Source organism: Dactylosporangium salmoneum (genome assembly GCF_039532525.1).
GTDB lineage: Bacteria > Actinomycetota > Actinomycetes > Mycobacteriales > Micromonosporaceae > Dactylosporangium > Dactylosporangium salmoneum.
On the sequence record NZ_BAAARV010000123.1, the window covers coordinates 12498 to 33410 of the forward strand.

The 20913-nt window shown below is 71.5% G+C and carries 25 protein-coding genes; 13 read left to right on the forward strand and 12 right to left on the reverse strand.

The window, feature by feature from the left end:
- Nucleotides 1-127 precede the first annotated feature (127 nt).
- From ABD352_RS51585 to ABD352_RS51605, 5 genes are all read left to right on the forward strand, one after another.
- The gene (locus tag ABD352_RS51585) at nucleotides 128-778 is read left to right on the forward strand and encodes a TetR-type transcription factor C-terminal domain-containing protein (RefSeq protein WP_344620021.1); all 651 of its coding nucleotides are present in this window, start codon (nucleotides 128-130) and stop codon (nucleotides 776-778) included.
- A 55-nt stretch (nucleotides 779-833) separates the two neighbouring features.
- Nucleotides 834-1916, forward strand: coding sequence for an XRE family transcriptional regulator (locus ABD352_RS51590; protein ID WP_344620022.1), 1083 nt, complete (start codon nucleotides 834-836; stop codon nucleotides 1914-1916).
- 69 nt (nucleotides 1917-1985) lie between these two features.
- A complete protein-coding gene (locus ABD352_RS51595; protein WP_344620023.1) occupies nucleotides 1986-2339 on the forward strand; it encodes an ArsR/SmtB family transcription factor in 354 nt (117 codons plus the stop codon).
- Nucleotides 2323-2820 (forward strand): SRPBCC family protein, encoded by a 498-nt coding sequence (locus ABD352_RS51600; RefSeq protein WP_344620024.1) that lies wholly within the window; start codon nucleotides 2323-2325, stop codon nucleotides 2818-2820. Before ABD352_RS51595 ends, ABD352_RS51600 begins: the two co-directional genes overlap by 17 nt.
- Nucleotides 2817-3479: a hypothetical protein gene (locus ABD352_RS51605; RefSeq protein WP_344620025.1), complete on the forward strand. Its 663-nt coding sequence runs from the start codon at nucleotides 2817-2819 to the stop codon at nucleotides 3477-3479. Before ABD352_RS51600 ends, ABD352_RS51605 begins: the two co-directional genes overlap by 4 nt.
- Here the strand turns inward: ABD352_RS51605 and ABD352_RS51610 are convergent.
- The 3 genes from ABD352_RS51610 to ABD352_RS51620 form a co-directional block, all read right to left on the reverse strand.
- Nucleotides 3455-3934, reverse strand: coding sequence for a hypothetical protein (locus tag ABD352_RS51610; protein WP_344620026.1), 480 nt, complete (start codon nucleotides 3932-3934; stop codon nucleotides 3455-3457). The two genes, ABD352_RS51605 and ABD352_RS51610, sit on opposite strands and share 25 nt — an antisense overlap.
- A gap of 136 nt (nucleotides 3935-4070) precedes the next feature.
- Nucleotides 4071-4829, reverse strand: a complete 759-nt coding sequence (locus tag ABD352_RS51615) for a hypothetical protein (RefSeq protein WP_344620027.1) — start codon at nucleotides 4827-4829, stop codon at nucleotides 4071-4073.
- A gap of 47 nt (nucleotides 4830-4876) precedes the next feature.
- Complete coding sequence (locus tag ABD352_RS51620; RefSeq protein WP_344620028.1) at nucleotides 4877-5152, reverse strand: hypothetical protein; 276 nt, start codon at nucleotides 5150-5152, stop codon at nucleotides 4877-4879.
- 65 nt (nucleotides 5153-5217) lie between these two features.
- Between ABD352_RS51620 and ABD352_RS51625 the strand changes: the two genes are divergently transcribed.
- The gene (locus ABD352_RS51625; RefSeq protein ID WP_344620029.1) at nucleotides 5218-5811 is read left to right on the forward strand and encodes a thymidine kinase; all 594 of its coding nucleotides are present in this window, start codon (nucleotides 5218-5220) and stop codon (nucleotides 5809-5811) included.
- Here ABD352_RS51625 and ABD352_RS51630 read toward each other — a convergent pair.
- The gene (locus ABD352_RS51630; RefSeq protein ID WP_344620030.1) at nucleotides 5781-8009 is read right to left on the reverse strand and encodes a putative bifunctional diguanylate cyclase/phosphodiesterase; all 2229 of its coding nucleotides are present in this window, start codon (nucleotides 8007-8009) and stop codon (nucleotides 5781-5783) included. The two genes, ABD352_RS51625 and ABD352_RS51630, sit on opposite strands and share 31 nt — an antisense overlap.
- Before the next feature lie 86 nt (nucleotides 8010-8095).
- Between ABD352_RS51630 and ABD352_RS51635 the strand changes: the two genes are divergently transcribed.
- Genes ABD352_RS51635 through ABD352_RS51650 form a run of 4 tightly spaced genes read left to right on the forward strand, consistent with a single transcriptional unit; the run spans nucleotide 8096 to nucleotide 10387 of the window.
- The gene (locus ABD352_RS51635; RefSeq protein ID WP_344620031.1) at nucleotides 8096-8389 is read left to right on the forward strand and encodes a metal-sensitive transcriptional regulator; all 294 of its coding nucleotides are present in this window, start codon (nucleotides 8096-8098) and stop codon (nucleotides 8387-8389) included.
- On the forward strand, nucleotides 8382-8885 hold the full coding sequence (locus ABD352_RS51640; protein WP_344620032.1) for a hypothetical protein: 504 nt from the start codon (nucleotides 8382-8384) through the stop codon (nucleotides 8883-8885). Before ABD352_RS51635 ends, ABD352_RS51640 begins: the two co-directional genes overlap by 8 nt.
- Nucleotides 8886-8938: 53 nt before the next feature.
- Entirely contained in the window at nucleotides 8939-9712 is a 774-nt protein-coding gene (locus ABD352_RS51645; RefSeq protein ID WP_344620033.1) for a hypothetical protein, read from the forward strand.
- 21 nt (nucleotides 9713-9733) lie between these two features.
- Nucleotides 9734-10387: an MOSC domain-containing protein gene (locus ABD352_RS51650; RefSeq protein WP_344620034.1), complete on the forward strand. Its 654-nt coding sequence runs from the start codon at nucleotides 9734-9736 to the stop codon at nucleotides 10385-10387.
- Here the strand turns inward: ABD352_RS51650 and ABD352_RS51655 are convergent.
- The 5 genes from ABD352_RS51655 to ABD352_RS51675 all read right to left on the reverse strand — a co-directional run bounded on the left by ABD352_RS51655 (nucleotide 10370) and on the right by ABD352_RS51675 (nucleotide 14179).
- Nucleotides 10370-11233, reverse strand: coding sequence for a dioxygenase family protein (locus ABD352_RS51655; RefSeq protein WP_344620035.1), 864 nt, complete (start codon nucleotides 11231-11233; stop codon nucleotides 10370-10372). The two genes, ABD352_RS51650 and ABD352_RS51655, sit on opposite strands and share 18 nt — an antisense overlap.
- A gap of 404 nt (nucleotides 11234-11637) precedes the next feature.
- Complete coding sequence (locus ABD352_RS51660) at nucleotides 11638-11856, reverse strand: hypothetical protein (protein WP_344620036.1); 219 nt, start codon at nucleotides 11854-11856, stop codon at nucleotides 11638-11640.
- A 60-nt stretch (nucleotides 11857-11916) separates the two neighbouring features.
- Entirely contained in the window at nucleotides 11917-12576 is a 660-nt protein-coding gene (locus ABD352_RS51665; protein ID WP_344620037.1) for a phosphotransferase, read from the reverse strand.
- A 94-nt stretch (nucleotides 12577-12670) separates the two neighbouring features.
- On the reverse strand, nucleotides 12671-13279 hold the full coding sequence (locus tag ABD352_RS51670; RefSeq protein WP_344620038.1) for a response regulator transcription factor: 609 nt from the start codon (nucleotides 13277-13279) through the stop codon (nucleotides 12671-12673).
- Between the two features lie 81 nt (nucleotides 13280-13360).
- Nucleotides 13361-14179, reverse strand: coding sequence for a M20/M25/M40 family metallo-hydrolase (locus ABD352_RS51675; protein ID WP_344620039.1), 819 nt, complete (start codon nucleotides 14177-14179; stop codon nucleotides 13361-13363).
- A gap of 368 nt (nucleotides 14180-14547) precedes the next feature.
- On the opposite strand from ABD352_RS51675, the gene ABD352_RS51680 reads away from it, so the two are divergent.
- Entirely contained in the window at nucleotides 14548-14754 is a 207-nt protein-coding gene (locus tag ABD352_RS51680; protein WP_344620040.1) for an RNA-binding S4 domain-containing protein, read from the forward strand.
- A 162-nt stretch (nucleotides 14755-14916) separates the two neighbouring features.
- Here the strand turns inward: ABD352_RS51680 and ABD352_RS51685 are convergent, their stop codons facing one another.
- The 3 genes from ABD352_RS51685 to ABD352_RS51695 form a co-directional block, all read right to left on the reverse strand.
- Nucleotides 14917-15657 (reverse strand): carbohydrate-binding protein, encoded by a 741-nt coding sequence (locus tag ABD352_RS51685; RefSeq protein WP_344620041.1) that lies wholly within the window; start codon nucleotides 15655-15657, stop codon nucleotides 14917-14919.
- A gap of 249 nt (nucleotides 15658-15906) precedes the next feature.
- Nucleotides 15907-16743 carry an NADP-dependent oxidoreductase gene (locus tag ABD352_RS51690; protein ID WP_344620042.1) on the reverse strand — a complete coding sequence of 279 codons (837 nt, stop codon included), beginning with the start codon at nucleotides 16741-16743 and terminating at the stop codon, nucleotides 15907-15909.
- A 61-nt stretch (nucleotides 16744-16804) separates the two neighbouring features.
- Nucleotides 16805-17854 carry a LacI family DNA-binding transcriptional regulator gene (locus ABD352_RS51695; RefSeq protein ID WP_344620043.1) on the reverse strand — a complete coding sequence of 350 codons (1050 nt, stop codon included), beginning with the start codon at nucleotides 17852-17854 and terminating at the stop codon, nucleotides 16805-16807.
- Nucleotides 17855-18070: 216 nt separating this feature from the next.
- Here ABD352_RS51695 and ABD352_RS51700 point away from each other — a divergent pair, with 216 nt between their 5' ends.
- Nucleotides 18071-18400, forward strand: a complete 330-nt coding sequence (locus ABD352_RS51700; protein ID WP_344620044.1) for a hypothetical protein — start codon at nucleotides 18071-18073, stop codon at nucleotides 18398-18400.
- Nucleotides 18401-18519: 119 nt separating this feature from the next.
- Nucleotides 18520-20265, forward strand: a complete 1746-nt coding sequence (gene ctaD / locus ABD352_RS51705) for an aa3-type cytochrome oxidase subunit I (RefSeq protein WP_344620045.1) — start codon at nucleotides 18520-18522, stop codon at nucleotides 20263-20265.
- Nucleotides 20266-20913: the final 648 nt, after the last annotated feature.

The following is a 20913-nucleotide window of genomic DNA, read 5'->3' on the forward strand; positions in this document are numbered from 1 at the left end:
TATCGTCGATGGAGCGATCGTCTATCGTGGAGGTCGGCCGCGGTACGGCGATGCTCACGTGCGATCCGGTCATAGTTCCGACCGGACGGTATTTATCGCCGGTCAACCGGCGAGAGAGGGGCACTCGATGGCCCGTACGACGTCCGCGCAGCCGGAGTCGAGCCGGCGGCGACAGCGCTGGGCGGACGGGTACGACCCGGAGAACACCCGTAGCTCGCTGATCGCCAGCGCGCTGGAGCTCTTCGAGCGCCGGGGCTTCGACCGCACGTCGGTGCAGGAGATCGCCGAGCGGGCGCGGCTCACCAAGGGCGCCTTCTACCACCACTTCGAGAGCAAGGACGACCTGCTGCGCCACATCCAGGAGGAGTACCTGGACGCCCAGCTCGCCGCGATCCAGCGCATCGAGGCCGGCAGCGACGACCCGAAGGTCCGCATGGCCGAGCTCATCCGGGTCGGCCTGACCAGCGTGGCCGAGTACCGGGCGCACGTGACCATCTTCTACCAGGAGCGGCGGTACCTGACCGGCGCGCTCTTCGCCGAGGTGACCCGCAAGCACGACCTGGTCGAGGCCGCCTTCGCCGCGATAGTGGCCGACGGTGTCACGCGCGGGGCGTTCCGGCCGGACGTCGACGCCCGGATCGCCATGCTCGGCGTGGTCGGCATGTGCGCGTGGGCGTACCAGTGGCTCAACCTCAGTGGCCCGCTGAGCGTGGACGAGGTGGCCCGGCAGTTCGGCGCGATGGTCCTGGAGGGCCTTGAGGCACCGGCCGCCCGCTGACCCGCGAAAGAGCGCACCTCGCAACGGGGTGTGCCCTTTGCCGCATGATGTGGGCGTGGACGAATCGGAGCGGGAATGGCTCGAGGTGCGGGCGTATCTGCAGGAGCATCGGTTCCGGCTCGGGGTGGAGGCGGCCGAAGAGTTCGGCGGGCATCTCAAGGTGTTCGGCACGCCGCTGGTCGCGCGGGCCGAATGGGTGCCCGCCTGGCCCGTGCCGCTGCAGGACGTACAACTGCGGCTCATTGACGGGCGGCGAAGTGTGCCGACGAGCCGGGAGCTCGGGGCGGTGCTTCCCGCGGGCGACGAGAACTACAGCGACGCCTTCGGGCGGCTGGCGGCGCCGCGGGTGTTCCAGAACCGCTCGACATACCGGCTGGTCGACGTCGAGAAGGGCGCCTGTCTGCTCACGTTCTGCGACGGGTCGTACTTCGACAGCCTCGACGCCGGCGAGGCGAGCGGCCACGCGTTCGCGGCCGAGCGGCTCGGGCGGGACGCGGGCGGAATCCGCCGGGCGGTCGGTGACCCGTGCGACCCGCAACGGCGCGGGATGAACCTGGCGGTCAGCGCGCTCACCGTGCGGTACGACCCGGAACACGACTCGGCCGAGTTCTTTCTGCACTGGCGGGACCCGGCCAAGGTCGGGCACGCGGGCGGGCTCTATCAGGTCGTGCCGTCCGGCGTGTTCCAGGCCTCCGGGGACGGGGCGTGGAACCGCGCGGCCGACTTCTCGCTGGTGCGATTCCTGGCCCGGGAGTACGCCGAGGAGCTCGGCGGCCGGGACGAGGAGTACGACAACGCCGAGCAGGGCATCGACTACGACGCGTGGCCGTTCGCGCGGGACTTCGCGGCCGCGCTGGACGGCGGGGGCGCGCGGGCCTGGTGCCTTGGCATCGGGGTCGACCCGCTGACCTTCGCCACCGACCTGCTCGCCGTCGTGGTGTTCGACGCGGCGGTCTTCGACGGGCTCTTCGGGCGGGTCGTCGCCGACAACGACGAGGGGCGGGTGCTGGCCGGGCGGCCGTTCACCGAGGCCGAGGTGCGCCGGTTCGTCGAGGGCGAGCCCATGCAGGCGGCCGGGGCGGCCATCCTCGCCGGCGCCTGGCGGCACAGAGAGGTACTCCTTCCGCACCTACCGTGACGCGGGCCGGTTCGGGTGCAATTTCGGCTTCGGCCTTGACGCATTCCGTTATCGGCATACGATTGGAGCATGGCACGGGCGGCAACTACCTCGGATGCGTTCAACGCGGTGGCCGAGCCCCGGCGGCGGGAGATCCTCGACCTCCTGGCCCAGGGCGAGCGGCCGGTCGGCGACCTCGTGCGGATGCTCGGCCTCGCGCAGCCGCAGGTCTCCAAGCACCTGCGCGTGCTGCGCGAGGTGGACCTCGTGCGGGCGCGCGACGACGGCCGCCAGCGGGTGTACCGGCTGAATCCGGCCCCGCTGAAGGGCATCCACGACTGGGTGGCCGGCTACGAGCGGCTGTGGAACGCGCGCTTCGACCTCATGGACTCGGTGCTGGACGAACTGATGGAAGGGGAGAATGACAATGACGACGACGACTAAGGGGACCGCGAAGGTCACGCTTCCCGAGGACACCCAGATCCTCGTGACCCGGGAGTTCAACGCGCCCAAGGCGCTGGTCTGGCGGGCCTACACCACCCCGGAGCTGGTCAAGCGCTGGTGGGCCGGCGACAGGGGGGACGTCGTCAGCGCCGAGATCGACCTTCGGGTCGGCGGCGCGTGGCGGTACGTCATGATCGGCGGCGGTGGCTTCGAGGTGGCCTTCCGGGGCGAGTACCACGAGATCTCCGCCCCGGACCGGCTGGTCAACACCGAGATCTTCGAGGGGCTGCCGGACCCGGACGACCACCCGAGCCTGGTCACGGTCACGCTGAGCGAGCAGGACGGGCGCACCCACATGCGCATGCTGTGCGAGTACCGTAGCCAGGCCGACCGCGACGCCGTCGTGGAGTCGGGCATGGAGGGCGGCCTGCAGGAGTCGCTCGATCACCTCGAGGAAGTGGCTTGCACACTCGATATGTGACGTGGGACGAGGCCGTCGAGATCTTCCGGCGGCGGGGGCTGGCGGAGGAGACCTACCGCAACCTCTACCAGGAGGAGTACATCCTCCACCCCGGCCCGGCCAGGGTCGACGGCCCATTCCCGCTGAACTTCCACGAGGACGCGCACCCGTGGAACGCCGACACGCCCGAGGCCGCGACGGGGTACATCGTCGACGGCGACCTCGCGATCGAGGGCAACCTCTACGACGAGGACGATGGGGCGGCCGCGCTGGTCGTGCTCGGCACCCTGAAGGCCCGCGACGTCTTCCTGACCTGCGACACGAAGCTCATCGTCCTCGGCGACGTCGAGGTGGGCCTCTTCGCCGGGGAGATGACCGACAAGCTCGTCATGCTGCACGGCGACCTGCGCACCGTGGTGACCGCGCTCGACGCCGAGTTCGAGCCGGACCTCGTCGCCGGCAGGCACTCCGGGCGGTTGATCGCGCCGTCGTACGCCGGCCTCGACGTCGAGGACGCCACCGCCGGCCGCCCACTGTCCGACCTGCTGGTCGACGAGGTCATCTCGGGAGACGGCGTCGACTTCGACGCGCTACGCGAGCGGGTGCCGGCGGGCGAGCCGGTCATCCGCCCCGGGCTCGTCGCCGGCGACGGGCGTCAGAGTCCCTCGTCGGAGTCGTAGCAGGGGGTGGACACGTTGACGTGCAGCGCGTCGGTGCCGTCCTCCGTGACCGTGACCGTGACGCGGTCAGGGGCGACGACGTTCAGCGCGCCGCGGTCGGAGGCGTCGGTGGACGGGGGCTCGACGGCGTACTGCGCCTGCGTGTAGTGCTCGCGCAGCTTCTGCAGCACCGCGGCCTGCTGATCGGCCGTCACCGGGACGTCACCGCCCGTGGATGCGGCGAACGTGTGCGGCGTGTCGCACCGCAGCAGGTTGTCGGCGGCCGGCGCGCCCAGGGTGCCGCCCATGGTGGTGACGGCCTCGTCGCGGTACTTCGCGGCGAGTTTCTGCGCGTCGGCGTGCGTCATCTTCTTGACCGGGCCCGCGCTGGACGGGGCCGCGGGTGGCTCGGCGTCGCCGTGCCCGCAGCCGCTCAGCACGGCGGCGGCCAGGAGCAGGCACAACATCCGCCTCACTACGCCTCCCCAGGGACGTCGGCTGGAACATGATGCGCCGCCGGGTGATCGGCGGCAACAACCATGAGATGACGTGTTGGCTGGTTTTGCGTGTCGGCCGAGGCGGGCCGGCACGGGAATCGCGATGCGGCCGGGGTCAGGAGCGCACCGGGGCGGCGCGGAAGGACAGCGACTTGCTGTCCGCGGGGACGGCCGTCGCCTTGCGCAGGCGCAGCTCGGCCTCGAAGGACTCGTCGTCCAGGCTGCGCTTGGCCGCGGCGGCCATGTCGGCGGCGTTGGCGGTCTGGCGCTCGACCTCCGACGCCTCCTGGTAGGCCTGGAACTTGCGGTCACGGATCACCCACCGCAGGTGCAGCTCCTGGGCGAAGGGGTGCGCCGCCGGGTCCCAGCCGTTGCGGTGCATCAGGGCGTCGGCCAGGTGGGTGGCCGAGATCTCGCCGCGGTCGTGTGCGGCGTTGGCGATGCGGACCAGGTGGCGGCGGCGGATGTCCGGGTCGTCCTCTGTCAGCGGGAAGGCGTTGGCCCGGCGCAGGCGGTGGACGGCCTGCTCGGCCTCCTCGTACGCCCGCCACGCCGCCTCCTGCGTGCGCTGGGCGGCCTCCCACTCGCCGCGCCGGCGGTCGGCCATGACCGTCGCGCGCTCGGCGGCGACGGCGAGCTCCGCGCCGTACCGCTGAAGCTCCTGAATCTCCTTGGCGCTGCGCTCCACCTTGGCCTGCCGCTCGCGGACGGCCTCGGGGTCGCGCACGGCCTTGCGCAGGCGGCTCCACCAGGACGGGCCGCCGGAGCCACGGCGGGAGAACACGGTCAGGACCAGGAACGTGACGATGACGGCGGCCAGCAGGGCCAGCCAGATCGCCAGGGCTTGCTGCATGCCGTCGGAGAAGTTCTGCATGGGAGGGGCACCTCGGGGGGACGAGATCGGTCAGGGTGGGATTCGTCTCACACCAGGAGTGCCGGTGGGGCGCGGCCCGGAGTAGCGCCGACGTCACGGCCCGTGAGCGGGGCGGGGGTCGGGTGGGCGACGACGGCGGTGGGGATCTCCGCGGCCGCCGGCTCGTCCTCCACAGTGGACGCGGGCGCCGAAGTGGCCAGGGATATGGCGATCGGCGGCCGGGGGTCATCCACAGTGGACGGCAGAGCGGGGCTGAAGCCGGCGGCGAGGATCAGGGCGCAGATCGACAGCGCCAGCCGCCTCACCCCACGCCGCAGCATCACCACTCAAACATGCCCGGTCCCGCCGAAGGTCGCAACCTGTGCGATCCGGGGTATCTTCTTTCGCCGTGGATCTGACCGTCATCCTCGGGCCGATGAAGAGCGGCAAGTCGCTCGAGCTCGTGAGCCTGTTGTCGCCGTTGCAGTACACGAACGCGCGGCACCGCGTGTTCCAGAGCGCGCGGCACGTGCGCGACGCCGGGGTGGTCTCGCGCAGCGGGGCGGCGCTGGCCACCGTCAAGGCCACCTCGCTGGCGACGGCGCTGGACGAGGAGCTCGACGTCGTCGGGATCGACGAGGTGCACATGTTCGCGCTGACCGACATGGTCGTCGTGCGGCGGCTGCTGGAGCGCGGCACCCGGGTGGTGGCCGCCGGGATCGACCTCGATCACCGCGGGGAGCTGTTCGCGCCGGTGCGGGCGCTGCTGGAGCTGGGGCCGGCGAGCGTGACCTACCGCCGCGCGGTGTGCGACCGGTGCCGTTCCTTCTCCGCCGTGTACACCCAGGTGCTGGAGCACGGCGTGCCGATGATCAGGGAGCTGGCGCCGTCGACCGCCCTGCCGGACGACGGGACGTACACGTACGAGGCCCGCTGCCGCACCTGCGTCGTGCTGCCGTCGTCCGCCGCCCGTCAGGCCGCCGCGGACTCGAGCGCGAACTGAGGGTTGGCGACCGGGCGGCCGAAGTGGTAGCCCTGCGCGTAGCGGTACCCCAGGCGGTAGAGCTCCCGGGCCTGCTCGGCGGTCTCGACGCCCTCGGCGATCGCGTCCAGGTTGAGCCCGTCGCTCACGTTGATCAGCGCGGTCGCGATCACCGCGTGCCGGCCCGCCATCGTGACGTTGTCGACGAAGGACTTGTCGACCTTCAGGATGTCGACCGGGCACGTCTGCAGCAGGCCCAGCGACGAGTGGCCGGTGCCGAAGTCGTCCAGCGCGATGCGCACGCCGAGGCGGTGCACGGCGTCGAGGGCCTCGATCGCCCGGCCGCCGCCGAAGACGGCCGTCTCGGTGACCTCGATGGCGAGGCGGTCCGCGGGCAGCCCCGTGGCCGCCAGTACCGCCGCGACCACCTCGGCGAAGTCGGGCTCGGCCAGCTGCCGGGCCGAGACGTTCACGCTGACCTTGCCGGGCGCGGCGCTACCGAGGGTGGCCATCCAGGTGGCCGCCTGTGAGCACGCCTCCAGCAGGATCCAGGCACCGAGCTCGACGATCTGCCCGTTGCGCTCGGCGACCGGGATGAAGTCGGCCGGGCTCATGAAGCCCAGCTCCGGGTGGTGCCAGCGGATCAGCGCCTCGACCCCGGCGATCTCGCCGTGCGGCAGGGCCACGATCGGCTGGTACACCAGCTGGAACTGCCCCTGGTCCAGCGCCTCGCGCAGCTGCGCGCCGAGCCGGGCGTGCTCGGAGGCGCGCTGGTCGAACTCGTCGCGGAAGCGCTCGCGGCGCGACTGGCTCTCCTTCGCGGCGTACATGGCCACGTCGGCCCGCCGCAGCAGCTCGAACGGGTCCCGCGTGCCGGCCGCGTCGGCCACCCCGATGCCGGCCTGGACCAGCAGGTGGTGCTCGCCGGCGTAGACCGGCTGCTCGAGGGCGGCGGCCAGCTCGGTCACCAGCGCGTCGGCCGCGTCCTGGCTCGTGTCCGGCATCAGTACGGCGAACTCGTCCCCGCCCAGCCGGGCCACCACGTCGCCGGGGCGCAGCACGCCGGTGAGCCGCCGGCCGACCGCGGCCAGCAGCTGGTCGCCGACGGCGTGCCCGAGCCCGTCGTTGATGCGCTTGAAGTCGTCGAGGTCGATGAAGGCGACCTGCGGGTGGCCGCCGCGGTCCAGCTCGTCGCGGATGAGCTCCTCGAGCAGCCGCCGGTTGGGCAGGCCGGTGAGGTCGTCGAGCATGGCCAGCTCGCTGAGCTGCCAGGACTGCGACTGCACCTTGCGCACCAGCCCGGCCATGCGCACCACGACCAGCAGGAACAGGGCCACGGCGACCACGCCGATGGCGAGCCAGTTCATGTGGTTCACCCCGGCCAGGCCCTGGCCCAGCAGCAGTACCGGGGCGATCAGGGAGCTGATCGCCAGTACCGTCAGGCGCGCCCCGGACAAGGTGGTCTCCGGCGCGTCGACCGGCTCGGTCAGCGCAGCCATCGACCGGTGCAGCGCCGCCGCGCCGACGGCGACATGGAACGACAGCCATCCGAACTGCACAACCCGCGCCGGTACCTCGTCGTAGCTGGACAGCACCGAGAAGCTCAGGTCGGTGGCGAACAGCAGCCCCATGCCGGCGACGAGCAGCCAGTAGCTCTTCGTGCGGGCCGCCCGCCCGGTCAGCAGCCGGGCCAGCAGCACCAGCAGCACGACGTCGGCGAACGGATACGCGAGTGAGAACACGCGGTGCGGCAACGACACGTTCTCGGCGTCGGCGATGGGGCGCATCACGAAGACCCAGAACAGCAGCCCGCCGCCGGAGGCGGTGATGCACGCGTCGATCACGCCGGCCCGGTCCCGCCCCTGCGCGCGCAGCAGCAGCCACATGCCGGCCACCAGTGGCGGGTACGCCCCCAGGTAGAAGGCGTCGGCCGGGGAAGGGAAGGGCACGGTGCCGGTGTGGTGCATGGAGACGCCGTACGAGGCGTCGCCGAGCACCCAGACGCCGAGGCCGGTGGCGAACCAGTACCACATCCGCCTGCTCGGCGGCCGGTTGCGCCGAACGCCGAGGAGCACCATGATCACGGCCCCGAGCCCGACCGACTCGTACGCGCCGTTGGCGAGGGCGGAGTTCTGGGGCAGCAGCGGGTACGCGACGGCCACGAGACCGCCGACGAGTAACCAGACGAGCCAGAGGCGCCTGGTCAGCCACTCTCCCACGGGTGGGTTATCGGCAGCCCCCGTGCCGCTCTTGAGGGCTTTTATACCCCCAGGGGGTTTCTGGTCAGACCAGTATGCTTGTCGGTATGACGAGTCCGACGCCGCGCGGGTACACCGCGACCAAGGACCAGCTGCAGAGCCGCCTGCGCCGCATCGAGGGCCAGGTCCGCGGCGTGGAAAAGATGGTCGAGGACGACCGGTACTGCATCGACGTGCTGACCCAGATCAGCGCGATCCAGGCGGCGCTGGACAAGGTCGCGCTGGGCCTGCTCGACGACCACGCCCGCCACTGCATGCACCACGGCGCCGAAGAGGGCAAGGGCGAGGAGATGGCGACGGAGATGATGGCCGCGGTCGGCCGCCTGCTGCGCCGTGGTTGAGTACGACTTCGTCCGCCAGACGGACGGCTTCACCTGCGGCCCCACGGTGGCGCTGGTGGCCTCGGCGGCGATGGACCCCGCGTACGGCGCGACCGTGACCGACGCTTCCGCCGAGCAGCACCGGATCCACGCCGCGGCCAACCGGCTGTGGCCGCGCAAGCTGGGCACGACGCCGTGGGGCGTGGCCGCGGTGATCTCCGCGCACACGGCGCCGCTGGGCGTGCGCTACGGCTGGCGCCCCTTCCGGGGCGACCTGCGCGCGGCGCTGGCCGCGGTGGAGTGCGACTGGCCGGTGGCGATGCTCATCGGCGAGGGGATTCCGCGGCACTGGGTCCTCATCGTGGGGCACTCGGACGGGGTGCTGCAGTGCTTCAATCCGGCGCGGGGCTCGGTCGCGAGCGTGCCGGTGTCCGACGTGGTGCACCGGCGGCTGGAGCCGCTGGGCTTCCCGCGGGCCTTCGCCCTGGTCCTTCCGACCCGCACCGTTCGGGCCTGAAGTTGTTCGACTGCCTGTAACGTGAGCGTAACACTTCGTTATCGGGGGCGGTCATGGGCATCGAGCTGTCGATCGTTGCGGGGCTGTGTTACGCGTCGTCCAGCGTCAACGCCACGGGCGTGGACCGGCACGCGACGAGTCCTGAGGAGGTAGAGCTCTTCGGGCTCGGCGGCGACGCGCTCGCCGAGGCCGTCGCCGCCTGCCTCGGCCGGGCGCCCGACCGGGTCCAGCTCGACGGGCTGCTGCACGGCACGCACGGCTGGACGCCCGTGGCCACCACGATCCGCGTGGCCAGCGCCTCGGTGACGGGGGTCGGGTCGGAGCCGGTGGCGCGGCCGATCGGCGAGGGCGCCACGATGACCGCCACGACCGCGCATCTGTGGTCGCCGATCGGCGGGATGGTGGCGGCGGAGGCGTTGCGGTACGACATCGAGGCCCCCGACGGCCAGCGGCTCACCTATGAGCACCACTGGGGCGCCGACACCGTCGAGTCGGCCACCGTGCCGCTGGCGGGGGCGGCCCCCGGCGACGAGCTGCTCGCGCTGCGCATGGATCTCGGCGTGCGCGTGGTGTACGACGCGTACCTCAGCGGCGACGTCGCGGTCGTCTTCCGCGACGGCCACGAGGGACACCGGGTGTGGGGGGTCGACATCGGCACGATCATGGCGGCCGGCGCGCTGCCCAACGGGCGGAACTTCGCGGAGAACCTCAGCGTGCGGTACCTCGCCGGGGCCAGGGTCGTGCACGCCGGGCCGGGCGGCACGCTCAGCACCGTCGGCGGGCCGGGCATCCGCGCGGGCGAGGACCTGGCACTGGTCAACGCCTGACAAGCGCTAGGGTCTGCAGGCGTGGCCCATCTGATCTCCGTCAACGCCGGCACACCGGCCCCCACCGAGCACTCGGACGTGCCGTACACCGGCATCGACAAGCGCCCGATCGACGGCCCCGTCTCGATCACCGTGCCCGGCCCGAAGGGGACCGAGCCGACCGGCGTGGCCGGGGACCGGATCTGCGACACCCGCCACCACGGCGGCCCCGACCAGGCCGTGTACGCCTACGCCCGCGAGGACCTCGACAGGTGGGCCGGCGAGCTCGGCCGGGACCTGCCCGGCGGCGTCTTCGGCGAGAACCTGACCACGTCCGGGCTCGACGTCACCGGCGCCCGGATCGGCGAGCGCTGGCTGATCGGCGAGCGGACCGTGCTCGAGGTCTGCGCGCCCCGGATCCCGTGCCGGACGTTCGCCGGCTGGCTGGGGGAGCGCGGCTGGATCAAGCGGTTCACCGAGGTGGCCGTGCCCGGGGCCTACCTGCGCGTGATCGAGCCGGGCGAGGTGTGCGCCGGCGACGGGATCCGCCAGGTGTACGTCCCGGAGCACACGGTCACCATCGGCCTGACGTTCCGCGCGCTCACCACCGAGCCCGGCCTGCTGCCCCGGCTGCTGGAGGCCGGCGAGGCGCTGCCGGCCCACACCCGTGAGAAGGTGCTACACCGTCTGCAGTGAGCGCTTGGACAGGCCCATGAAGTACCCCTCGATGACGGACCGCACCGGGGCGTCGGGCCGGTCGGCGGCGCCCAGGGTGACGAACAGCGGCGTGTAGTGCTCGACCGTCGGGTGGGCGAACGGCATGCCGGGGGCCTGGCTGGCGTAGCGGCTCAGCATGTCGACGTCGCCGCGGGCCAGGGCGTCGGCCGCCCACGCGTCGAAGTCCGCGGACCAGCCGGGCGGGCTCCCCGCGCCGGTCCAGTGCGACCGGGTCAGGAACGGCAGGCCGTGGGTCATGAAGCCGGAGCCGATGACGAGCACGCCCTCCTCGCGCAGCGGGCGCAGCCGGCGGCCGAGCTCCAGCAGGCGGTCCGGGTCGTGGGTGGGCAGGCTCAGCTGCAGCACGGGGACGTCCCCGAGCGGGTACATCACCATCAGCGGCACCCACGCGCCGTGGTCGAGCCCGCGGCTGCGGTGCTCGTGCAGCGGCTCGGAGTCGGGCATCGCGGCGGCGACCCGCTGTGCGAGCGCGGTGGCGTCCGGCGTCTCGTACTGCAGCGTGTAGAACACCGGCTTGAAGCCGCCGAAGTCGTACACCAGGGGCGTCCCCGCCGCCGTGGCCGACACGCTGAGCGGCGCCGACTCCCAGTGCGCGCTCACGATGAGGATGGCCTTCGGCTTGGGCAGGTCCAGCGACCAGTCCAGCAGCTGGCGCATCCAGGCGGCATCCTCCAGCAGGGGCGGGGCGCCGTGGCTGATGTACAGGCTGGGCAGCGGCCCGTCCTCGGGCGTCCAGGCCCGCTGGTCGCGGCTGGCGGGCACCGCGACGGAGAGGTGCTGCTCGAGAAGGGGTAGTGCGCTCATGTCCACCAGGCTAGCGCGTTAGTTGAGCGCTCAACAAGAGGTGGTGACGTGCCCGACAGGAGGGCATAAAACCTGAAACCGATAAGTCGGGCGCTGGCGCGCCGCGACTTATCGGACTTATACCTCGCCGGGAGAAATGTCAGAAAAGTCGTGGCACGAAGTGCCCAACTTTTCGTAAAACGGGCCTTATCGGACGGGCTTTGTCGAACGGGCTTCGTATGGCCGGCCGGCTTCGTGTAGCGAGCTTCGTATGGCCGGCTTCGTGTAGCAGGCTCCGTGCACCGGGCTTCGTATGGCCGGTTTCGTAGGGCCGGTTTTCGTGCAGCGGGCTTCATGCAGCCGGCTTCGTGAAACGGGCTTCCTGAAACGGGTTCGTGAAAGGGGCAAGGGGTGGTGCTCGGAAGTCAGCTGGTGGCGAGGTCCGCGGCGCGGTACAGGGCCTCGGCGACGGCTCGGGTCTCCTCGGCGCCGTAGACGAGCAGGAGCTCGCGGTCCGGGCCGCCGTGCCGGTCGGTGGTGGTCGCGCGCTCCACGACGACGCGCGTGGTGGTGAGCTGGTCGTCGACGGAGATGTCCATGTCGGCCACGCCGATGTCCACCTGACGGACGAAGAGTTCTTCCATGAGCAACAGCGTGGCGCCGGCCGTGGCCCAGCTACGCCGCCCCGCGCGGGTTATTCGGCCTCAGAAGTGGGCGCGGACCGAGGTGGTGACCAGGAGCTTGGCCTCCTGGATATGGGCCTTCTCCTCGGCGGTGACGTTCGGATCGGCGAGGCGGCGGTGGGCGGCCGCCTCCAGCTGGGACAGCGGGTTGTCCCGCGTGCAGCTCAGCAGCGTGGCGAGGAACGGCTCGGCCCGGTCGGCGAAGCGGCCGGGGAGGACCGCGACGGCCGCGATGATCAGCGCGGTCATCGCCACGTCGAGCTCGGGCGGGCCCTCGGTGCTGTTGCGCCAGTCGATGACCACGGGCCCGCCCTCGGTCATCACCACGTTCTCGGGGTGCAGGTCCAGGTGCAGGATGCGGGTGCCGGGGTCGGTGGCCGCGCGGACCCGGACCTTGTGCAGCCGCTCCAGCAGGTCGGCCAGGACGGTGGCGCCGGAGTGCAGGTCGAGCGTGCCCTTGCCGAGCGCCTCCAGCATGGTCGGGCCCTCGAGGCGCTCCATGACCAGATCGGCGCCGTCGGCCTTGTAGACGCGCGGGACCGGGTAGCCGTGGTCGGAGACATACCGCATCATCGCCGCCTCGGCGGTGACGTCGCCGCCGCGCCGGTAGCGCCGCAGAACTCGCCGCTCATCGAGCGCGTAGACATCCGCGTCGCGGCCGCTGGCGAGAAGTGCGGTCATGCCGCGACTCTACGTCCTGAGACCCGATCGTTCAGCCCTTGGGGCGACAGGCATCCACAATCGTCACACGGTTGTCAAGAAGCCGCCGCAGTTGTCAAAGCCAACCGTTCTCGTCGGCCAGGCGGACGGCCTCGGCCCGGGTGCGGGCGCCGGTCTTGCCGATCGCCGCCGACAGGTGGTTGCGCACGGTGCCCTCGGACAGGCCGAGCTGGCCGGCCACGTCGGCCACCGTGCCGCCCTCCCGCGCGGCCCGCAGGACGTCGGCCTCCCGCGGTGTGAGCGGGCTGTCGCCGCTGGCAAGGGTCTCCGCGGCCAGGGTCGGGTCCACCACCCGCAGGCCGGCGGCGATCCGGCGCACGGCGTCGGCCAGCTGGCGGGCCGGGGTGTCCTTGACCACGAAGCCCGAGGCCCCCGCGGCCATCGCCCGGCGCAGGTACCCGGGCCGGCCGAACGTCGTCACCATGAGCACCTTGCACGAGGGCAGGGCCCGGCGCAGCTCGGCGGCGGCCGCGATGCCGTCCTGGCCGGGCATCTCGACGTCGAGCAGCGCCACGTCGGGACGATGCTCCCGGGCGGCCGCGACCACCTCGTCCCCGCGGCCGACCTCGGCCACGACGGTGAGGTCGGGCTCGAGGTCGAGCAGCGCGGCGAGCGCGCCGCGCACGAGCGCCTGATCGTCGGCGATCAGCAGTCGGATGGACACCCCAGCATGGTGTCACGCCGGCCGCGCCCTTCGGAGAGGGCGATCATCAAGACAGGCCGGGAGGCCTGTGAGTGAGATGCATCACTGCGCCAGGTCGGTGATTGTCTGCACGGAGGCGTTGACGACGGCGGCCGCGAAGGCGTAGTCGAGCGTGCCGACGGTGTCGCCCGCCCAGTGGTAGTTCGGGTTGCGGTAGTCGGCGGTGTCGGTGACCAGCAGCGAGCGGCGGCCGGTGGTCCAGTACGGCACGTGGTCGCTGCGCATCGCCACCTCCCGGGCGAAGTCCGGCAGCACCAGGGGCAGGGCCGGCACCGTGACGCGCCTGGCGAACGCCTCCAGCAGCCCCTGGGAGGCCTGGTCGGCGACCAGCGCGATGAAGTCGCCGCGCTCCGGCGGCTCGAGAAGACCGGCCAGCTCCTCGGGGAAGCGCTGCTCCGGCGCGGTGTACCCGATCATCTCGAAGATGATCGACTCGGTGTCGGGCGTGATGTGGGCCATGTGCGCGGTGCTGCCGTCGAAGTTCTCCTCCTCGCCGCCGAAGAGGCAGAACCGGATCGTTCGGGCCGGCAGGTCGGCGTCGCGCAGCGCGCGGGCGGCCTCCAGCACGCCGGCCACGCCGCTCGCGTTGTCGTCGGCGCCGGGGCTGGTCGCGACCGTGTCCCAGTGCGCGCACAGCTCGACGGCGTCGTCGGAGGTGCCGCCCTGGATCTCGGCGACCAGGTTGACCTGGTGCAGCTCGCTGCCGTAGCGCTCGACGCGGACCGCGAGGCCCAGGCCGCCGAGCTGTTCGCTGATGTACGTCAGGGAAGCCGGCACCCCGGGGGTGTCCTCGTACCGCGGCCCGTGCGCGGTCAGCGCCTCGACGTGGGCGCGCAGCCGTTGCGGCGAGATCGTGATCACGGCCACAGGTTAGGGCAATCCTGGAAAGAGGACAGCCCCCGAGGTTCCCGCGCGGATTGCGCGTGGGCCGGTTGGACTAAACCGGAAAGCCTCGGGGGCTGGGTAGCTGTCTCGTATTCGCCGGCCGCCATCCGGGCGAACCGCACGAAGTGCGAGTCCAGAGGACGGCGACTAGCGGACAGTCACCTCACGAGTCCCATTGCTACACAACTTTGGACCACCTCCTTTCCCGTGTACGCCCAACGTAGCCAGCCGCACGGATCATCGGCAACGCCTTTTCGGGAGCAGCCTGGGAGTAGCCGGGCTCGGTGGTGCAGTTGGCTAGGCTCCGTGTCCGACCCGTCCGCGACACACCGTTGGAGGCCCTGATGAGGGACGTCGAGATCAGGGGCGACATGATCCGCCTCGGCCAGTTCCTGAAGCTCGCCGACGTGCTGGAGTCCGGCGGCGAGAGCAAGGAGCTCATCGGCGAGGGCGAGGTCACCGTCAACGGCGAGGTCGACACCCGCCGCGGCCGTCAGCTGCACCGGGGCGACGTCGTCGAGGTGCTCGGGCAGAGCCTGCGGGTCGCCTGAAGATCGGGTACTCAGCAACTTCACAGCCCTGTCTTGGCCTGTGCCCAGGTCGGCGGCCCATGCTCTAGATGTGACCGGCGCCGGAAGCCGGAAGCCTCCCTGGATGGTCCACCGGCGCACGGTCACGCCAACGTCACTCATGACGTCGCCGGGCTGGGGTGGTCAGCTGAGGGCGACGCTGATGCGGTCGAGGTCGGGGCACCACCTGCCGGGGGTGTTCCCGGCCTCGACTGTGTTACGGCCCGCCTGCAGCTGCATCGTGACCGTCACGGTCGCCACGGTGCCCGAGCCCCCGCTGGCCGGGAACGTCACCGACAGCCATTGCCAGCCGACCCCGAGGTAGCACTGCCGCTGCTCCGTCGACAGGTACGCGACCGTCACCTTGTACTCGCCGCGCCTGGCCACGTCGACCCCGGCGAACTGCAGCGCGTGCCCGTTGCCGACGCCGGTCACCACCCGCCCGCCGGACGCGCCGGGGACGTCGCGCACGCTCATCTGGCCGGACCGCCCGTTCCCGGGGGCCTCCGCCTCGATGATCAAGACCCCGGATTTGGTACCGGTGGTGCCCGTCGAGGGCGAAACCGCGCCGCCAGGGGTCGGGGAGTCGCTCGACCGCGACGGCGACGCCGAGGCGCTCGCGGGCCGTGCGCTGCTGGGCTTGGCGCTCGGCGAGGCCGAGCCCGGCGGTGAGGCGGCCGGACTGCCTTGCGCAGGCGTCGCGGACGGCCCGGGGACCACGGGTCCCTCGGCGTACTCGGCGTGGCCATTGTCCCGGCTGGGGAGCGCCCGCAGGGCGAGCGCGACGGCGGCGACGACGAGGAGCACCGCGATGAACACGATCCGTGGCTGCACATGGGTGCCGGCCCGCCGCCGTCCGGTGTAGTCGGCGGGGCCGTCGATCATGCACCGGAACCTACAACCAATCCAGGCCGCTCGAACAATCCCACTCTCTGGGCGTTTCGCTCGGGCTTACCGGATAAATCCAGGCACTCCGTGCCCGGATTTATCCGACTTATCATCATCTATCGGGGCGACTGTCGGCTTTTGTTCTTGGCTTTTTGCCACAGCGAAGCTGGCAGGGAGGCCCGCCAGGGCCGACCGGTCTCTGACGGGAGCAACGGACCCCTGGTTGCACGGACCGGAGCCCTCGGCTTATGGGGTCAGCACGACCTTGCCGCGCACTCTGCCCGCATCGAGCAGGCGGTGTGCGTCGGCCGCCTCGGCCAGCGGCAGCTCCCGGTGCAGCGAGACCCGCAGCAGTCCGCGATCGGCCAGGTCGGCCAGCCAGCGCAGGTCGGCCGCGGACGGCTCCGGCGCCACGTACCGCCCGCCGGCCGCCGCGATGGCCGGGTTGACCGCCGACACGGCCCGCGCGGGGTCCCGCACCTGCCGCAGCGCCGCCGCGGTCGCCTCCCCGCCGAGCATGTCGACGGCCACGTCGACGGGCTCGTCCTGCTCGATCGGCTCGGCGCCGAGCTCCTTCAGGAAGTCGTGATCGGCCGGGTCCGCGGTGCCCAGCACCCGCTCGGCCCCCAGCGCCCGGGCGATCTGCACCGCGAAGTGCCCGGGGCCGCCCGCCGCGCCGTGGATCAGCACGACGTCGCCCTCGCCGGTGCCGGCCGCCCGCAGCGCCTGCAGCGCGGTGACCGCGGCCTGGGGCAGCGCGGCGGCCTCGACGAACGTGAGGCCGGCCGGCTTGAGGGCGGCGGCGCACTCGGCGACCGCCACCCGTTCTGCGTACGCGCCTTCGGCGTGCGCGTACACCTCGTCGCCGACGACGAACCCGGTCACCTCCTCGCCGCGCCCGACCACCACGCCGGCCAGGTCGCGGCCGGGGACGGGATCGACGGTCAGGTCGGTCCGCTCGACCCCCGCCGCGCGCACCTCCACGAGGAGCTGGTCGGCGGCGGGGCGCGGGTCGGGCACGTCCTGCAAGGACAGGGCGCCGGCGTCGTGTCCGGTCAGCGTGATGGCCTTCACGCCTTCCATGTCTAGCGGTTGCGGCCCCCCGTGCAGGCCGATACCGCGAGGTCGGGTGGGTGAGATCCGCTCAGGCGCTCTGCCTTCTCACCAGCGTCGTCGGCAGCACCGGGGTCTCGTCCCACGTCTCGCCCGACATCTGCGCCAGCAGCTGGCGGGCCGCGGCCGCGCCGATCTCCTCGACCGGCTGCTTGATCGTGGTGAGCGGCGGCTGGGTGAACGCGGCCAGCGGCAGGTCGTCGAAGCCGACCAGCGCGACGTCCTCGGGCACCCGGCGGCCCGACTGGCGCAGCGCGTGCAGGGCGCCGACGGCCATGAGGTCGGACGCGCAGAAGACCGCGTCGAGGTTCGGCCGGTGATCCAGAAGCCTGGTCATCGCGTGTACCCCGGCGGGGCGGGTGAAGTCGCCGTAGGCGATCGGCCCGGGGTCCAGGCCGGCCCGCTCGAGGCCCTCCCGGAACCCCGCCAGCCGGTCCACGCCGGCCGACACGTCCGGCGGGCCGGCGATCGTGACGATGCGGCGGCGGCCGGTGCGGGCCAGGTACTCGACGGCCTGGCGGGCGCCGCCGCGGTTGTCGGCGTCGACGTAGGCCAGGGAGCTGCCCTGCAGCGGCCGGCCGATCAGCGTCACGGGGACGCCCAGGGCCGGGAGCGTGACGACGAGGGGGTGGCTGCTGCGGCAGTAGATCAGCAGCACGCCGTCGATGTGGCCACTGCTGAGGTACCGCTGCAGCGAGGCCGGGCGCTCGCCCGCGGCCAGCAGCATCGGCATGTCGCGCTCGGCGAACGCGGCACTGGCGCCGGCCAGCACACGGGAGTAGAAGGGGTCGGCGAAGAGGCGTGCGTTCGGCTCGCACACCACGGCGGCGACCGATCGGGGGCGGCGGTCCACGGCGCGGGCGGCGCGCTGGCGGACGTAACCGAGGCGGTCGACGGCGTCGCGGACCTGCTGGCGGGCGGTCGGCGAGACGCGCGCGGAGCCGTTGAGCACGCGGGAGGCGGTGGCGGAGGATACGCCCGCGAGCGCGGCGACGTGGGCGAGCGTGGGGTGTTCGGCGGTGTCGCGCATGGGGTCGTGCGCGGGGTCCTGCGTTGCTTCTGGAGCGGCGGTAATCGACATCGCGACCTCCTCGGATAGCAAGTCGTCGATTTTGGGAGCGCTTCCATATCGGAGCGTCATACACCGTTTCTGCGGTGTCAACACGAGATTGCCGCAAGGTTTCGCCACCGGGCTTTGGTCTGTAAATTTCAGCGCCCACCTCGACGCGGCGACCTCGGGTCTCTAGCCTGCTGGAGCAGATAGATCCCTCTCGTAACCCCCTACTGGGAGGCAGTCATGCGCGACTGGATCGCCGCCGTCGTCGCCGCGCTCGGGGTCCTGCTGGTCCTCGCCGGCGGTGCACTCATCTTCTGGCAGGCCCTCGGGGAGGCCCGCCCCCTCAAGCCGGCGCTGCCGACGCCGGAGCCCGACTACACCCCCGACTACGCGTCGGACGCGCCCGCCCCGCAGCCGGCCTCAGTGCCCGTGACCAGCAGGTTGTTCGGTGCGGTGAAAAACCCGACTTCGGCCGATCGGCTGATCTTCTGGGGGATCATCTTGTTGGTGCTGTCGGCCATCGCGGCCGGCGCGATCAGCTTCGACCTCGGGGCCAAGGGCGGTAGCTGAACCCCAGCGATTTCGGCTCGGGTGGGAGGACTATCCTGCCTGCGGGGTGACGTGTTGATCGCACGGCGCCTCGCGGAGCTGGCTCGCCCAGCTGGTTCAACAGCCTCAGGAGGCCTTTCGTGACCACCGTCGCACCGAAGCCGATCGTCACCAGGCCTTGGCCGGTGCACAAGCCGGTCAAGGGCTCGGCGTTCGCTCGGCTGCTGCGCACCACGGACGCGAAGCAGATCGGCCTGATGTACCTCGTCACGTCGTTCGTGTTCTTCATGATCGGCGGGTTCATGGCGCTGCTCATGCGGGCCGAGCTGGCCCGGCCGGGCCTGCAGTTCCTCTCGCCTGAGCAGTACAACCAGCTGTTCACCATGCACGGCACGATCATGCTGCTGTTCTTCGCGACGCCGATCGTGTTCGCCTTCGCGAACTACATCACGCCGCTGCAGATCGGCGCGCCCGACGTGTCGTTCCCCCGCCTCAACGCGTTCGCCTACTGGCTGTACGCGTTCGGTGGGTCGGTCACGCTGATCGGCTTCCTCACGCCGGGTGGCGCGGCGGACTTCGGCTGGTTCGCCTACGCCCCGCTCAACAGCATCATCAACTCGCCCGGCGTCGGCGCCGACCTCTGGATCGTGGGCCTGGTCCTCTCCGGCCTCGGCACCATCCTCGGCGCGGTCAACATGATCACCACCGTGCTGACCCTGCGCGCGCCCGGCATGACGATGTTCCGGATGCCGATGTTCACCTGGAACATCCTGGTGACCAGCGTCCTGGTGATCATGGTCTTCCCGATCCTGGCCGCCGCGCTGCTGGCGCTGGAGGCCGACCGCCGCCTGGGTGCGCACGTCTACGACGCCGAGACCGGCGGTGCGATGCTCTGGCAGCACCTGTTCTGGTTCTTCGGCCACCCCGAGGTGTACATCGTGGCGCTGCCGTTCTTCGGCATCATCACCGAGGTCATCCCGGTCTTCAGCCGCAAGCCGGTCTTCGGCTACAAGGGCCTCGTCGGCGCGACGATCTCGATCGGTGCCCTGTCGATGAGCGTGTGGGCGCACCACATGTTCGCCACCGGCCAGGTCCTCATGCCGTTCTTCTCGTTCCTGAGCTTCGTCATCGCCGTGCCGACCGGCATGAAGTTCTTCAACTGGATCGGCACCATGTGGCGGGGCCAGATCACCTTCGAGACACCGATGCTGTTCGCGATCGGCTTCCTGGTGACCTTCCTCTTCGGTGGTCTCTCCGGCGTACTGCTGGCCAGCCCGCCGATCGACTTCCACGTCTCCGACACGTACTTCGTGGTCGCCCACTTCCACTACGTGCTCTTCGGCACGATCGTGTTCGCCGTCTACGCGGGCGTGTACTTCTGGTTCCCGAAGATGACCGGCCGCATGCTCGACGAGCGCCTGGGCAAGATCCACTTCTGGCTCACCACGATCGGCTTCCACACCACGTTCCTGGTCCAGCACTGGCTCGGCACGCAGGGCATGCCCCGCCGGTACGCCGACTACCTGGCCACGGACGGCTTCACCACGCTGAACACGATCTCGACCATCGGCGCGTTCATCACCGGCGTGTCGACGGTGCCCTTCCTGTACAACGTCTGGAAGTCGTACAAGACCGGCCGCGTGGTCGAGGTCAACGACCCGTGGGGCCACGGCATGTCGCTGGAGTGGGCCACGTCCTGCCCGCCCCCGCTGCGCAACTTCGACAGCATGCCGCGCATCCGCTCGGAGCGCCCGGCCTTCGACGCCAAGTTCCCGGCCCACGCCCCCGGCCACTCGCTGGAGGCCCCGCCCCCGGGTGGCGCCCGGCCCCGGACCCACGAGGCCGACGGTGGCGCCTCGTATCAGGACCACGTGATCGAGGACTAACCGCAAAGGCAGCCCTGAACGCCCTCGGAGCCGGCAAGGCTCCGGGGGCGTTCGTCTTTGATCCGGCCGCCCTCAAATCGCGCCAGCGGCCGCTGTGAGCCGCTTCTCACCCCTCCGCGGGGCCGTCGGGCAGCCGGCGCCGGCGCCCGATGTGGGTCCGCCTTCCGCCCTCCCGTCGCTGCGTGTGAGCGGCGGGCACTGGGTCCTGGCGCGGGCGGCTACTAAAGACGCGCCTTGTGGGATGCGGCGGGCAGTGTGCCCCCGGCGCCGGTGGCCGTTTGGCCCGTCTTCCATCGCTGCGTGGGGAGCGGTGGTCCGTGAGCCTGGGTGCCGACGGCTGCTGCGGGCGGCCTTTGTGGGAATGGCGGGCAGTGGCCGCTGTGGGCGCCTTCCAGCTCGCACGTGGGGACGCGCTATCCCTCCCGTGGGGATGCGGCGGGCCCGAGCCTCGACCTCGTCGCTCGCCGTGGAAGCGCCTTCCGCCCCTACGTCGGATCTCTGTGGGAGGGCGGCGGGGCGGCCGCTCCGTTCGTACCCGAACGGGTGACGCGACGGGCGCCGCGGCAGGTCATGAAATTTCCGATAAATCCGGGCACGAGTCACCCGATCGGGGACGGCGGCGCGGGTGACGCTGCGTAGATGCACGAC